The following is a 13,751-nucleotide window of genomic DNA, read 5'->3' as shown; positions in this document are numbered from 1 at the left end:
CCGCAGGCCTTCACCGTGACCTTGCACGGCAGCGAACAAGACCACCGCGCAAGTCGCTCGCCCGAGAACGAGGCGAGCGTGCACCACTCCCAGCCCAGATCCGCCAGGTTCGAGCTGGTGGGATTCGTTACGAGGCTTCACACACCGGTTTCTCGCGTACACCTCTCCGTCACGCTCGCCGGGCACACGGCCATCTGGCAGTACTGGCCCCGCCCCGGCTTTGTCAGGGCTGCTTCTCACCCTCCCCGGCACCTCCCGGGTCAGGCTGCCCTCAGCTTCAACCCCACTGCTGCGACAGCGGGTTGGTGCAGGTCTTTCACCTCCACTCGATCAACAAGCGCCTCACGGCGCACCTGCTCCACCACCCACCGCTTGGGCTGGGGGACGAACCCGGCATCGGCGGGATTCCGCTCGACGATCTTCACGTTGATGCCGTGGGTGGCGCCGTGGGCGACCACCGCGTTCTTGAATCCCTGGTCGACCAGGGCGGTGCGGACGCTGCCGGGCGGGGTGGCGGCGGCGACCCGGTCCAGCAGCGCGGTGCCGATGGCGTTGTCGTGGATCGAAGCTGCCGCGACCACCACCGCGATGACCAGGCCGAGCACGTCCACGGCCAGCCCGCGCTTGCGACCCGGTACCTTCTTGGCCGCGTCCCGGCCGGTGGTGGCTTTCGGGACGCCGGCCGCGGCGCGCACGCTTTGGGTGTCGAGCACGACCAGGCTGGGGTCGGCTAATCGCCGGTTGTTCTCCCGTACCTGGAAGCGCAGCAGGTCGTGGATGGTCTTGTCGGTGCCGTCTTTCCGCCAGGCGGTGTAGTAGTACATGACCGCGCTGCGCGGTGGCAGGTCATGGGGCAGCAAGTTCCACTGGCAGCCGGTCCGGCTCTGGTACAGGATCGCGTTGACGATCTCCCGCATCTGGTATTTGCCCTGGTGGCCACTGACCGAGGGGTGCGCGGCCTTCCACGCCGTGATCACCGGCTCGATCAGGGCCCACCGCTCATCGGATAAGTCCGTCGCGTACGGCTTGCGTTCACTCACCCGGCTATCTCAGCACGTCCACGCTCACCAGCCGGACGTAACGCTACAGATTCACTCGATCACACTATGACATCACGGGCATAGGCTCACGGATCGTCCTCTGAAAGGGTGTGGCGAACGTCCATGAAATTTAAGTGGCTGGTCCCAGGTCCCACTGTGGCGATGCATCTGAAGATGTATTGGCCATGGAGGGAGTCTCGGATAGTTACTTGCGGGAATGTTGCCTTCTCGCAAGTAACCTGCGCTCGTCTCGTACGCAACAGAACTGATTTTCTGAATATTGTTTTCCAGAAAATCAATAATGCTAGGATCTTGGCGTGACGGAAACCGACGTGGTGGTGACGCCGTGCAAGCACTGCGGGGCGCCGATCGAGCAGAGGCGGGGGAGAGGGAGGCCGAAGGAATACTGTCCCGACGGTGACTGCCAGGCCGCCGCCAAACGGGAGCGGGAGTTGCGGCGGGCCACGCCCGGGCTGGAAGGGGCGCTGGCCAGGGCCGAGCAGTTGTACGAGCGTATGGAGAGCGGTCTGTCGGCGGCCATCGAGCCGCTGGCCAGGGCGCTGGCCGACGAGCTGAGCCCGGCGGGGGTCGAGGCGCGGATCAGTGCCGTTCAGGCCGAGGCGCACACCCGGGTGGCCATCGCGCGTACCGAGCGGGAGCAGGCTTTCGAGCAGGTGCGGCTGGCCCGTGAGGCGGCCGAGCACGCGCGGCGGCAGGCCCAGGAGATGCGGGCGCGCACGGAGGAGGCCGAGGCCGAGCGCGACACCGCGCTCGCCGACGCCGAGCGGGCGCGCGAGCAGGCGCTGGCCGCGTTGCGGGAAGCGGCGAGCACCGAACGCCAGGCGCTCCAGGCGGCCGAGGAGGCGGGCCGGCGCGCGGAGGCGGCCGATCAGCGGGCCGAGGAGGCGCTCCGCCGGGTCGAGATGACCGAGCGGGCCCGCGACCAGGCCGTTCAGGAGCTGGCCGAGCGGGTGGAGGCGGCCGAGGTCAGGGCTGAGGAGGCGCGGGCGCAGACCGTACGGGCCGGTCAGGACGTCGAGCGGGCGGTGGCGGAGCGTGATCGCGCCCGTGAGGAGACGGCGGCGGCCGTGCGCGCCCGTGAGCAGGCCGAACGGGACGTCGCGGGGGCGCTGGCCCGGGCGGAGGCGGCGGGGCAGGAGCGTGACCGGGCCGTCGCGCGTGCCGAGAGCGCCGAGCGCTCGGCGGCGGCGGCCGAGCGGGAGCGGGCCATCGCCCTGAACGAGGCCGCCGTTGCCAGGCAGGCGGCCGAGCAGGCGCGCGCGACGGCGGACGTCGAGGTGGCGCGGGCGCGCAAGGCCGCGGAGACGGAGACGGCCAAGGTCGAGAAGAGTGTGCGGCGGGAGCGGGAGCGGGTCGAGAAGGAGGCCGCCGCCGCGGTGCGGCAGCGTGACCAGGCGCTGCTGGAGCTGCGGGTGGAGCGGTCGAGGCTGGAGGACGTGCGCGCCGAGCTGGAGGCGGCCCGCGCCGAGGCCGCGCAGCTGCGGGAACGAGCGGTCGCGGCGGAGCTGCGGCTCGGCTGAGAGCGTCTTCGCCGTCCAGCGCCGGGTCACTGCCATGAGCCCGATCGGCTCGGCGTGATCGCCGAATCGCGCCAGGACTCCCATCGCCTGGGCGTGGCCGTCCAGATCTGGACGATCCGGTACAAAGGGCTTCCGCCAGCGGTGCCGTGGCCGGTGGTGGACTATCTGGCCGAGCAGCTGAGGTCGCGGGTCAAGAGGTACGGCGAGCGGCTGGATACGGCGTATGGGCACGCGTGGACGGGACGCCTACGGCTACCGGCAGCGGCAGCGGCAGGACGTGCATCGGCGGCTCAACAAGCTGGGTGAGGTCCAGGTGCACGCCGCCGGACGGGAAACCCCCCTTGGGGTGCCGCTCCACCACCAGCGGCCGCACCGGACCCCGCCCTTCAGCAGCGCGCGCCTTCTTGCACTTCCAGGAGCGGCAGGCCCGCCGCGTACCGACGGAAGAAACCGGCGGTCGGGGTGTCCGCGGTCGCGACGGCGTCCGGGGTGCCCTCCGCGATCACCGCGCCCCCATCCGGACCGGCTCCCGGCCCCAGGTCGATCACCCAGTCCGCGGACGCGGCGACGGGGATGTCGTGTTCGGCCACGACGACGGTGTTACCCGAGTCGAGCAGCACGTCGAGCGCGTCCACCACCCGCTGGATGTCGGACGGGTGCAGGCCCGAGACGGGTTCGTCGAGGACGACGAGGCCTGCCTTGCGGCCTGCGGCGCCGCGCTGGATAGCGGAGGCCAGCCTCAGCCGCTGCGCCTCACCGCCGGACAGCTCTGTGGCGCTCTGGCCGAGCTGGAGATAGCCGAGTCCGACCTGGTTCAAGGCTCCCAGGGTCTCCGCGAGTTGCCGGGGTCGGGAGAACCGCTCCACAGCCTCGGCGACGGTCAGCTCCAGCACCTGATCGATGGCCAGCCCTTGATACCTGATCTCCAGAGCCTCCGGCTTGTAGCGTCGGCCCTCGCACGCGTCGCAGACCACCCACACATCCGGCAGGAAGTGCATGTCGACCAGCTTGCGGCCATAACCGGTGCAGGTTTCGCAACGGCCGCCGCCCGCGGTGTTGAAGCTGAACCAGGAGGCATTGACGCCGCGTCCGCGCGCCACGTCGGTCTCGGCGAACAGCTTGCGGACCAGGTCGAACGCCTTGCTGTAGGTGGCCGGGTTGGAGCGCGGCGTCCGCCCGAGTGGTTCCTGATCGACGACGGCGACCCAGTCGAACCCTTCCAGGCCGATCACCTGCTGCACCGTGTCGGTCATCGTCCCGTTCAGGGCGGCCTCCACACTCCCCGCGAGCGCGCCGAGCAGGCTGCTCTTGCCGCTGCCGCTCACCCCGGTCAGGCAGGTGAGCCGACCGGCGGGGAAACGCACCAGGTCGGCGGTCAGGTTGTGGGCGCGCAGGCCGTGCAGCTCCACCCAGCGGGTTCCGTCCCCGATCGGACGGCGGGCCCGACGCAGCCGCGGCCCCTCACCGGCCAGATAGCGTCCGGTCAGCGACGCCGGGTGGGCGGCCACGTCGGCGGGAGGTCCCGACACCAGGATCTCACCGCCGAGGCGGCCGGCACCGGGCCCCATATCGATCACCCAGTCGGTCCGGGCGATCAGTTCGGGGTCGTGCTCGACCAGGAGCACCGTGTTGCCGGCCTTGCGCAGCTCCAGGGCGATGTCGAGCAGGTGCGCCTTGTCCGCCGGATGCAGCCCGGTCCCGGGCTCGTCCAGGACGAAGACGAGGCCGCTCAGCTCGGTACTGAGCTGAGCGGCGAGCCGGGTTCGCTGCAACTCACCCCCGGACAGCGTCGCCGCACTCCGCGACAGCTGGAGATGGGCCAGGCCGAGCCGGTCGAGGACCCCGAGCCTGCGGCCCAGGTCCTGCAGCAGCGGCTCACCCACCTCGCGCTGCCGGGCGTCCAGGTCGTCCGCCACGCGCTTCGCCCAGCTGCGCACCTCCCGGACCTCTACCTCGATCAGGTCGGGATAGGTGAACCCGCCGAGCCGCACGGACCGGGCCACCTGGTCGTACCCGCTGCCGCCGCAGGTGCCGCACGGCTGCTTGCGCATGTACGGCAGGTAGCGCTCCTTGGCGCTGGAGGTCTGGGCGTTCACGAACACCCGCTCCACCTCGGCGAGCGCGCCCCGCAGCGGCTGGCTGGAGGTGTAGGTCACCTGGGCCGTCTCGTTCTTGTTCGTCATGTCGACGGTGGCCTCGATCTTCTCCTCTCCCGTGCCGTACAGCACACAGCGACGGAACCCCTCAGGCAGCGACTGCCACGGCCGGCCGAGGTCCACTCCCCGCTTCTCGGCAAGGGCGGGCACGAACGCGTGTTCCCCCGACCGCCACTTCGCGTACCAAGGGGAGGCCCCCTCGAAGAGCGGAAGCTCCGGATGGGTGATGACCAGGTCCTCCTGCGCCTGCCAGCGCCCGCCCACCCCGTGGCAGTCCGAACAGCTCCCTTCCGGCGTATTGCGGTCGAAATGAGCGGTCGTCAGAGGCCCGTTCCCGTGTTCCGCCGGGTCGGCGCCGATCGCGGGAAGGCGCGAGTACAGCAGTCCCAGATGCCCGTCGATGCCGGTGATCGTGGCGACCGTGGACCGGGGGTTGCGGTTCAGACGGCGCTGGTCGACCGCGAGCGTCGCGCCGAGTCCCAGGATGCGGTCGACCTTCGGCCGATTGCGCTGGGTGATGTACTGCCGCACGAACGGCGAAAGTCCCTCCAGATACCGCAGCTGTGCCTCGTTGTGCAGGGTGTCGATGGCCAGCGAGGTCTTGCCGCTGCCGCTCACTCCGGTGAAGGCGATGAGCCGCCCCTTGGGTATGCTCACCGACACGTCCCGCAGATTGTTGGTACGAGCCCCCACCACCTTGATGGCCTCGCCGTCCACACTCACGACGTCCCGTACGAACGCAGTCAACCTTCGTCCATCCTCTCGCGACACAGCAGAGCACGGGCGGGCACGCACCCCACCCATGCCGAACAAACCGATCACGCCACTGCATGGCGGCGCTCGTCACCATGGCACTGAGCGGCCGCTTCACCAGGTCTCTCAGCACCTGGCCGGTCTCGATGCCGCCCGTGCCGCGTATCAGGACCGGGACGCCGCGGTGAGCTTGTCGGCGTCGGGGGCGTAGACGGTCATCCAGTGCGGACGCAGCCGGTAGTAGACCACGTCGTTGTCCCAGTCGAAGGAATCGTCGCCGTAGAAGCTCTTGAGGTAGGCGAGCAGGTCCGGCCAGCCCGCGTCCCGTTCGCCGTGCCGGGGGTTGAGGATCTCCACCGTGCCGTGGGTGAACACGCCCAGATCCTCCCCGCGCATGTGCGCGGCGCTGACGGCGGGACGGGCGGCGAGGTGGCGTGCCTTGGCGGCGCCGGGCGCCGTGCCGAAGTGCCACTTTCCGTGCAGGAAGTGTCCGTCCACGCCGCTGATCCGCGGCTCGCCCTTCGCCGTCACGGTCGAGAGCGCGAGGGTGCACATGCCGGTGAGGACCTGGGTGAGCTGCTCCGCCGTCAGGGTGCGCTCGGTGGTGACGATCGAGCGCAGGTGCGGGGTGGAGCGGGAGAGCGAGGCGTCCAGGAGGGCCTGAAGCTCCTTGAGATCTTCTGGTGTTTCGCGCATTGCGGTCCTTGTCTGTCCGTGGTGCCCGGCCCCCGTCGGTGCCGACCGGTTAACCCATGATTGGTCTTAAACCCGACGTCCTATGTCATGTTTTCCATCCGTCTTGAGGACGCCATCCCGGGGGCGATCACGGTGGCCGGGCCGTCCACGACCTGCGCGGCCTCAGCCGGTGAAGGTGATCAGCGGCCGGTCCGGGGACCGGCCCGGCCGCGCTGCGCTCGCGGATCCCGGCACGGGCCGGATCAGGCTCCGGATGGCGGGCGATGAGCGGGTCGCGCACGTCGGCGGGCCGGTCGGCGAGCATCGCTCATCCATCGCGCGTACGGACTGGGTCAGGGGTGCGCGTTCCGGTCGAGGCCGAGTGTGGCGATGAGGTCTTCGTGGAGCTCGAACCAGACACGATGGCAGGAGTCGACGTCGGTGCGGTCGACCCAGGCTCCGTCCCCGGCCCGGGCGCGGGTGAGCGCGGCGGTGAAGCGGGTGTCGTATCCGCGCAGGCGCGTCAGGACGTTCCCGAGCCGGTCGGCGAGCGGTGTGAGCGCGTGGCCGACGGCGGCGAGCTCGCGCAGCACCGCGGCGTCCCAGGCGGGGTCGGAGTGGTCGTTGGTGGCGAGCCGGTCGCCGGCGGCGGGCCGGAGCTGCCAGTCGGTGCAGGCTTTGCGGAGGCGGCCGTTCAGCGGGAGGAACGCGCGGTAGACGGCCTGGACCTCCTCGGCGCCGCCGACGCGGGCGAGCTCGGCCGCGAGCTGGCGCTCGTTCTCGGCGCGGCCCCGCTCGGTCAGCGACCAGCCTCCGTCGCCGGCGAAGGAGGTGTGCGCGACCCAGCCGCGTGCCTCGGCGTCGAGCAGCGCCTCCTTCGTCTCGGCCGGGTCCAGCCCGTACCGCCGGGCGAGCACCGGCGTGTCGGCGAACCCGGTGATGCGCACGGCGTGCAGGACCAGGAGGTCCGGCGAGGAGTCGGGTGTCATGAGTCGGAGTCCTGTCGGGTCGTCAGGCGGATGTATCGCTGCTGGCACGCCTGCGGGGAGTTGAACCCCATCGCGTGCGCCATCTGCGCCCAGGTCAGCCCCGCGGCGCGGGCCGTGAACAACAGGCCCGATTCGAGTCCTTCGACCTCGGCGCGGGCGGCGGGCAGGAGGGCGAGCGCGCTCAGGATGCCCTCCGGCCCCAGGTCGGCGGAGCGCCAGAGGGCGAACTGCACGAGGTCGACCGCCGACGGAGGGACGGGTGCGGGCCGCCACGGGCGGGCGCCGATCGCGTCCGCCCCCAGGCTCAGGAGATGTTCCCGCGCGTCCTGCTCACGGCGCGCCTGGGCGTGGTCGTCGTGCGCGCCGCTACCGGGGTCGTGGTTGCGTGACATGCGCCTCATGCTCCACACTCAACGAAATGTTGTCAACTTTTCGTTGAAAGGGCACGGATGATCGTACCCCTCAAGGAGGCCGTCGCCGAGACCTGCGGGGGCAAGGCCGGCGCGCTCGGCGCGTTGCTCCGCGCGGGCCGGCCGGTTCCCGACGGCTTCGTCGTCCCGTTCGCCGTCTACCGCGCCGCCGTCCGCGACCTGGGCCTCGGCCGCCTGGACGGCGACGCGGCCCGGCGGGCGATCGAGGCGCGTCCCGTCCACGCGAGCGTGATCGACGCGCTGGGACGCGGGCTCGGCGAGCTGGGCGATCCGCCCGTGGCGGTACGGTCGTCGGCGGCGGGCGAGGACACCGGGCAGGCGTCGGCGGCCGGGCAGCACGAGAGCTTTCTCGCCGTGCGCGGGGCCGGCGACGTCGGCGATGCCGTACGTGCCTGCTGGGCCTCGCTGTTCTCGGCCCGCGCCATCGGCTACCGGTCCGCCGCCGAGCCGCCCGAGGATCTCGCCATGGCCGTCATCGTGCAACGTCATCTGGACGCCGAGGTGGCCGGGGTCATGTTCACCCCCGCGGACCCGGACGGCGCGACCGAGATCGAGGCGGCCTTCGGCCTCGGCCCGAGCGTCGTCGGGGGCACGGTCACCCCCGACTCCTACCGCGTCGCCGCGGACGGGCCGGTCACCCGCACCGTCGCGGACAAACGCACGCGCCTCGACCGGCGCGGCGCGCGGCTCGTCACCCGCGACGTGCCCGCCCGTACGCGGGATCGACCGGCGATCGACGACGCGACCGCCACCCGGCTGGCCGAGCTCGGGAAGGACATCGCCGCCATACTCGGCGGGCCGCAGGACGTCGAGTGGGCGATCGCCGGCGGCCGCGTCTGGGTTCTGCAGGCGCGGCCGGTCACCGCGACGCCCCCGCCACCGGCGTCTTCCGGCGCCCCGGCCGGCGCGCTCACCGGGACCCCGGGCAGCCACGGGACCGTGACCGGCACCGCGAGGATCGTCCGCGGCCCCGGCGACTTCGCGCGGGTGCGGCCGGGCGACATCCTCGTCTGCCCCTTCACCGACCCCGCCTGGACGCCGCTGCTGCGCATCGCCGCCGGTGTCGTCACCGAGACCGGCGGCGTGCTCTCGCACGCGGCGATCGTCGCCCGCGAGCACGCCATCCCCGCCGTCCTCGGCGTCCGGGACGCGACGGGCAGCCTGCGCGACGGCGCCGTCATCACCGTCGACGGCACCGGCGGCACCGTCACGGCGACGGACGCGTGACCGGACCTTCCACCACAGAGAAAGGGGAAGCGGGCCGCGCGCCCGCGCCTGAACATGCCGACACGACACCTTTATCTGGCACGCCACGGCGCGGCCGACGCGTTCGGGGAACTCACCGGCGTCGGCCGCCGGCAGGTGGAACTGCTGGGCGAACGGCTCTCCGCCCTCCCGGTCGGCGCCGTGTGGCACTCCCCGCTGTCACGCGCCGCGGCGAGCGCGCACGAACTCTCCCGGCACCTGCCGGACGTGCCCGTGGCCGAGGCCGCCGAACTCGTCGACCACGTGCCCTACGTGCCCGCCCCGGCCGAGACACCGCCGTCCTGGGCCGGCTTCTTCGACGGCTACGACGAGAGCGAGGCGGCCTCGGGCCACCGGCTGGCCGAGGCGCTGGTCGCCCGGTTCGCGAAGGCGCCCGAGAAGGCTCAGCCCGACACCCACGAGGTCCTGGTGACGCACGCCTACCAGATCGCCTGGCTGGTGCGGCACGCGCTGGACGCGCCGCCGTCGCGGTGGCTCGGGCTCAACAGCGCCAACACCGCGCTGACGGTCATCGAGTATCGGAGCGGGCTGCCGCCCACGGTCGTGATGTTCAACGACATGAGCCATCTTCCGCCCGACCTGCGCTGGACCGGCTTTCCCGGCGGCGTGCGGCCGTGAGAGGTCCGCGCCGCTAGCGGGGGGTCAGCAGGCAGAACTCGTTGCCGTCGGGGTCGGCCATCAGCACCCGGCCGCCTTCGGGCCGGCCGGCGTCGAGCCGGGTCGCTCCGAGGGAGACGAGACGGTCGACCTCGGCGAGCTGATCCCCGTCCGCGGGCGGAGCGAGGTCGAAGTGGAGCCTGTTCTTCCCGTTCTTCGGCGCGACCGGCGGACCACCCCAGGTGATCTTGGGGCCGCCGTGCGGCGAGCGGATCGCGGTCTCCTGGTCCTGGTCCCAGACCAGCGGCCAGTCCAGCGCCGCGCTCCAGAAGTATCCGACCTCCTGCGAGCCGTCGCACGCGAGCGCACCGATGAACCCGCAGTCGGCCAGGAACTTGTTGCCCGGCTCGATGACGCAGAACTCGTTGCCCTCGGGGTCGGCGAGCACCACGTGACCGTCGTCCGGGCTCTGCCCGATGTCGATGTGGCGGCCGCCGAGCTCGAGCGCCCTGGCCACCGTCCGCTCCTGCTCCTCGGAGGACTGGCTCGTCAGGTCGAAGTGGATCTGGTTCTCGGTGGTCTTCTTCTCCTGGGACGGACGACACCGGATCTGGAACCCGGTGTCGTCGTTCGGCAGGAGCGTGACGCCGTCGTGCGTCTCCCAGCCCAGGATCTGGGCCCAGAAGCGGGCGAGACCTCGCGGGTCGTGCGCATCGAAGCAGAGCGCGATGAGCTGGGAAGGCATCCGGTGTCTCCAATCCGCCGACGCGTGACGGCGGCAACGCTAACCCGCCCGGCGACCGCGACGCCAACGAATATCCGGCGCGGTGGAGCCGTGCCAGAAGCCGGCGTAGCGGCCGCCGCGGCGCAGCAGTTCGTCGTGGCCGCCTTCCTCCACGATCCGGCCGCCGTCCAGGAAGACGACGCGGTCGGCCCGCTGGACGGTACGCAGCCGATGCGCCACCATCACCACCGTCCGGCCCGCCATCAGGCGTTCGACGCCCTCGTGCACGGCCGCCTCGTTGACCGGGTCCAGCGCCGAGGTCACCTCGTCCAGCAGCACGATCGGCGCGTCCTTCAGCAGGGCGCGCGCGATCGAGACCCGCTGACGCTCGCCGCCCGACAGCAGCGCGCCGCCCTCGCCGACCTTCGCCGCCCAGCCGCCGGGCAGCCGCTCGATCACCTCGTCCAGCCGCGCCGCCGTCGCCGCCGCCCGCAGCTCGGCCTCGCCGGCGTCGGGACGGCCGAGCCGTACGTTCTCCTCGATCGTGCCGTCGAAAAGGTAGACGTCCTGGAAGACGATGGCGATCCGCGACGTCAGCACCTCGGTGCCGACGTCGCGCACGTCGGCGCCTCCCACCCGCACCGCGCCCGCGTCCACGTCGTGGAACCGCGCGATCAGCTGCAGCAGGGTGCTCTTGCCCGCGCCCGACGGCCCGACGACGGCGAGCCGCTGTCCTTCCGGTACGGAGAGGGACAGGTCGTCGATCACCGTGCGGCCGTCCTGGCGGAAGGTGACGGAGTCGAACTCCAGGCCATGGTGCGCCGGCCTGACCGGGTCGGGGGCCTCCGGCAGCGGCTCGGTGCTCAGCACCGCGTCGAGCCTGCCCAGTTCGGCGCGCGCCGCGCGGAGCTTGCCGCCGAGGTCCGACAGCGACAGCAGCGGATCGGCGCAGCGGGCGGCGAGCACCAGGATCGCCAGGAGCTCGGCGGCGCCGATGTCCCCGCCGAGCGCGAGGTAGGCGCCCAGGGCCAGCAGCGCGGTGAACACCGCCTGGACCGTGAGCGTCAGCCCCAGCACGCCCGGCAGCGCCGACAGCACGGTGCGGCGGGAGGCGCGCTGGAGTTCACGCAGCGAGTCGTCCAGCAGCCGGAAGCGTTCGCCGGTCCGGCCGCCGGCCCGCAGCACCGGCTGGGCCTGGAGATACTCGATGACGCGCCCGGTGGCCTGGTGGCCGCGTTCGTGCCGCTCGGCGTCGGACGCGGCCATCGAGCGTCCCGTCCGGACCTGGATCGCCGCCACGACCGGGGCGGCGGCCAGCGCGGCCAGCCCCAGCCGCCAGTCGAAGCCGAGCATCACCACGATGATCGTCAGCGGGGTCACACAGGCCGAGACGTACGGCGCCAGCAGGTGCGCGAGCACCCCCATCGCCTCCAGGACGCCGCGGCTGGCCAGCACCGACACCTCGCCGACCCGGGCGCCGCCGTACCAGCCGATGGGCAGCCGGGCCAGGTGGTCGCCGAGCCGGTGGAACATGCCGCGCAGCAGCACGGTCGCGCCGCGCATGCCGGACAGGTCGCTGAGGTAGCGCAGCACGGCGTAGACGGCGACCGCGGCCCCGAACGCGACCAGCCAGGGCCGGGCCCCGCCCGGATCGCCGCCGAACAGGGCGCGCAGCACCGGGACGAGCAGCCCGTAGGACAGGCCCTCCACCATCGCGGTCACCGTCATCAGGGCCACGGTGCGGCGCACCGGCCCGGCGTACTCGGGTCCCAGCACGCGCATCAGCATGCGGATCATCGAGGCTCTCCTCCTCGCGTCAGGGCGGTCGCCGACCGGTAGGTCCGCGAGAACGCGGCGAACTCCCCGTCCCGTGCCAGCAGCTCGGCGGGGCTTCCCCGCTCGACGATCACCCCGTCGTCCAGCATCACGATCGTGTCGGCGTCGGCGATGGTCTCCAGGCGGTGGGCGATGACCAGGATCGTCCGGTCGTCCTTCAGGGTCGCCAGGGCCCGGCGCACCGCCTGTTCGGTCCTCGGGTCGGCGAAGGCGGTCGCCTCGTCGAGCACCAGGACGGGCGCGTCGGCGAGCAGCGCGCGGGCGATCGAGATCCGCTGGGCCTCGCCGCCCGACAGCCCGGCCTCCTCACCGATGACCGTGTCGTATCCGCGAGGCAGTTCGAGGATCCGTTCGTGGATGTCCGCCAGCCGGGCGGCGCGGACCACGTCGTCGAAGCCGGCGTGCGGCACCGCCAGCGCGATGTTGTCCGCCACCGAGGCGCGCAGCAGCCGGACGTCCTGGAAGACGAAGGACACCATCCGGTAGAGGTCCCGGCTGCCGATCTCGCGCAGATCGACGCCGCCGAGGGTGACCGACCCGCCGGTCGGGTCGTAGAACCGGGGCAGCAGCTGGACCAGCGTGGACTTCCCGCTTCCCGACGGCCCGACGACCGCGGTGACCGTGCCGGGCTCCAGCACCAGGTCGATCCCGCGCAGCACCTCGCGGCCGGCTTCGTAGCCGAAGCGGACGTCACGCAGCTCCACGCGGTGCCCCCGGGGTGCGGCCGGGTGGACGGGCTCGGGCAGCGGCGGCACCGCGAGCACTTCCTTGATGCGGCCGACCGCGCGCCGGGCGGCCTGCATGTCGTCGAAGCCGTGGCCCAGAGCCGCCACCGGGGCGGTCAGGCCCAGCCCGAGCAGCAGGAAGGGCAGCAGGTCTGCCGGCGGCAGGTCACCGGAGGTGATCAGGGCCGCGCCGCCGGCCAGCACGGCCAGCAGCACGAACGGCGGCGACAGCGCCAGCTGCATGCCCGCGGCGATCACCGACATGCCGCGCACCCAGCGGAAGAAGACGGCGACGAACTCGTCCACGGCCGTCACGAACCTCCGGTGGGCGCGCTCGCCCGTGCCGAACGCCTTGACCACCGCGATGCCCCGCACGAACTCGACCACCGTGTTCGCGACCCGCCCCATGGCCGCGTCGAACGCCTTCTGCTCGCGCAGCCGGGCCGGGGTCATCATCAAGGGCACCAGCGCCACCGCCAGCACCACCGGGACGAGCGTGATCAGGGTGAGCCGCCAGTCGACGGCGAACAGGTAGAGCAGCGACACCAGCGGCACCACGAAGGCGGCGACGAGCTCGCCGGGGGCGTGGGCGACGAACGGGTGCACGGCGCTCACGTCGTCGCCGACGACCTTCGCCAGCTCGCCCGTACGGCGCCGGGAGAACCAGCCGATCGGCACGCGCCCCAGCCGCTCGGCCAGCCGCCGGCGGAACGCCAGCTGCACCCGGTCGTCGAGCAGATGTCCGATGCCGGACGACGCCGCGGTGAACACCAGCCGGACGAGCAGGCCGGCCGCGCCCGCGATCACCACGATCCGGACGTGGCCGTGATCGAGCGGGCCGGGCGAGAGCAGGGCGCGGCCCAGTTCGGCGACCGCCAGCAGCGGCGCCAGGCCCGCGACCGAGCCGATCACCTGCAGGACGACCACGGCGGCGAAACTTCCCAGGTAAGGGCGTAACAGCCCCACCGGTGGTGGCGCGGACCGCTGCCTCGTTGCGAGTTCGGGAGCCATGCAGAGC

13 protein-coding genes are annotated in these 13,751 nt (G+C 72.2%); 4 read left to right on the top strand and 9 right to left on the bottom strand.

Going from position 1 to position 13,751, the window contains the following annotated elements:
• Nucleotides 1–260 precede the first annotated feature (260 nt).
• Nucleotides 261–1,040: an IS5 family transposase gene (locus FR742_RS15955; RefSeq protein ID WP_222708943.1), complete on the bottom strand. Its 780-nt coding sequence runs from the start codon at nt 1,038–1,040 to the stop codon at nt 261–263.
• A 317-nt stretch (nt 1,041–1,357) separates the two neighbouring features.
• On the opposite strand from FR742_RS15955, the gene FR742_RS15950 reads away from it, so the two are divergent.
• Together FR742_RS15950 and FR742_RS46540 are read left to right on the top strand one after the other, a co-directional pair.
• Entirely contained in the window at nt 1,358–2,581 is a 1,224-nt protein-coding gene (locus FR742_RS15950) for a hypothetical protein (protein ID WP_148031683.1), read from the top strand.
• 54 nt (nt 2,582–2,635) lie between these two features.
• Complete coding sequence (locus FR742_RS46540; protein WP_148031682.1) at nt 2,636–2,887, top strand: DUF4158 domain-containing protein; 252 nt, start codon at nt 2,636–2,638, stop codon at nt 2,885–2,887.
• 80 nt (nt 2,888–2,967) lie between these two features.
• Here FR742_RS46540 and FR742_RS15940 read toward each other — a convergent pair whose 3' ends face one another.
• The 5 genes from FR742_RS15940 to FR742_RS15925 form a co-directional block, all read right to left on the bottom strand.
• A complete protein-coding gene (locus FR742_RS15940) occupies nt 2,968–5,484 on the bottom strand; it encodes an excinuclease ABC subunit UvrA (RefSeq protein WP_261808561.1) in 2,517 nt (838 codons plus the stop codon).
• A gap of 171 nt (nt 5,485–5,655) precedes the next feature.
• Nucleotides 5,656–6,186 (bottom strand): pyridoxamine 5'-phosphate oxidase family protein, encoded by a 531-nt coding sequence (locus FR742_RS15935; protein WP_148031681.1) that lies wholly within the window; start codon nt 6,184–6,186, stop codon nt 5,656–5,658.
• 127 nt (nt 6,187–6,313) lie between these two features.
• The gene (locus FR742_RS44565) at nt 6,314–6,490 is read right to left on the bottom strand and encodes a hypothetical protein (RefSeq protein ID WP_187281163.1); all 177 of its coding nucleotides are present in this window, start codon (nt 6,488–6,490) and stop codon (nt 6,314–6,316) included.
• Nucleotides 6,491–6,518: 28 nt separating this feature from the next.
• Nucleotides 6,519–7,154: a transcriptional regulator gene (locus FR742_RS15930; protein ID WP_148031680.1), complete on the bottom strand. Its 636-nt coding sequence runs from the start codon at nt 7,152–7,154 to the stop codon at nt 6,519–6,521.
• The gene (locus tag FR742_RS15925) at nt 7,151–7,546 is read right to left on the bottom strand and encodes a DNA-binding protein (RefSeq protein ID WP_148031679.1); all 396 of its coding nucleotides are present in this window, start codon (nt 7,544–7,546) and stop codon (nt 7,151–7,153) included. Before FR742_RS15925 ends, FR742_RS15930 begins: the two co-directional genes overlap by 4 nt.
• Before the next feature lie 57 nt (nt 7,547–7,603).
• Here FR742_RS15925 and FR742_RS15920 point away from each other — a divergent pair, with 57 nt between their 5' ends.
• Both FR742_RS15920 and FR742_RS15915 read left to right on the top strand, forming a co-directional pair.
• Nucleotides 7,604–8,812 (top strand): PEP/pyruvate-binding domain-containing protein, encoded by a 1,209-nt coding sequence (locus FR742_RS15920; RefSeq protein ID WP_148031678.1) that lies wholly within the window; start codon nt 7,604–7,606, stop codon nt 8,810–8,812.
• 54 nt (nt 8,813–8,866) lie between these two features.
• Nucleotides 8,867–9,469, top strand: coding sequence for a histidine phosphatase family protein (locus FR742_RS15915; protein ID WP_148031677.1), 603 nt, complete (start codon nt 8,867–8,869; stop codon nt 9,467–9,469).
• A gap of 13 nt (nt 9,470–9,482) precedes the next feature.
• Here the strand turns inward: FR742_RS15915 and FR742_RS15910 are convergent, their stop codons facing one another.
• Genes FR742_RS15910 through FR742_RS15900 form a run of 3 tightly spaced genes read right to left on the bottom strand, consistent with a single transcriptional unit; the run spans nt 9,483 to nt 13,744 of the window.
• Nucleotides 9,483–10,193, bottom strand: coding sequence for a VOC family protein (locus FR742_RS15910; RefSeq protein ID WP_148031676.1), 711 nt, complete (start codon nt 10,191–10,193; stop codon nt 9,483–9,485).
• Nucleotides 10,194–10,232: 39 nt separating this feature from the next.
• Nucleotides 10,233–11,969, bottom strand: coding sequence for an ABC transporter ATP-binding protein (locus FR742_RS15905; RefSeq protein WP_148031675.1), 1,737 nt, complete (start codon nt 11,967–11,969; stop codon nt 10,233–10,235).
• Complete coding sequence (locus tag FR742_RS15900; RefSeq protein ID WP_148031674.1) at nt 11,966–13,744, bottom strand: ABC transporter ATP-binding protein; 1,779 nt, start codon at nt 13,742–13,744, stop codon at nt 11,966–11,968. Before FR742_RS15900 ends, FR742_RS15905 begins: the two co-directional genes overlap by 4 nt.
• Nucleotides 13,745–13,751: the final 7 nt, after the last annotated feature.

The sequence above is a fragment of the Nonomuraea sp. C10 genome (genome assembly GCF_008017515.1).
In the GTDB taxonomy this organism is placed as follows: domain Bacteria; phylum Actinomycetota; class Actinomycetes; order Streptosporangiales; family Streptosporangiaceae; genus Nonomuraea; species Nonomuraea ferruginea.
The sequence above is the reverse complement of the archived record's forward strand: the minus strand, read 5'-3'. Positions and strand labels throughout refer to the sequence as shown.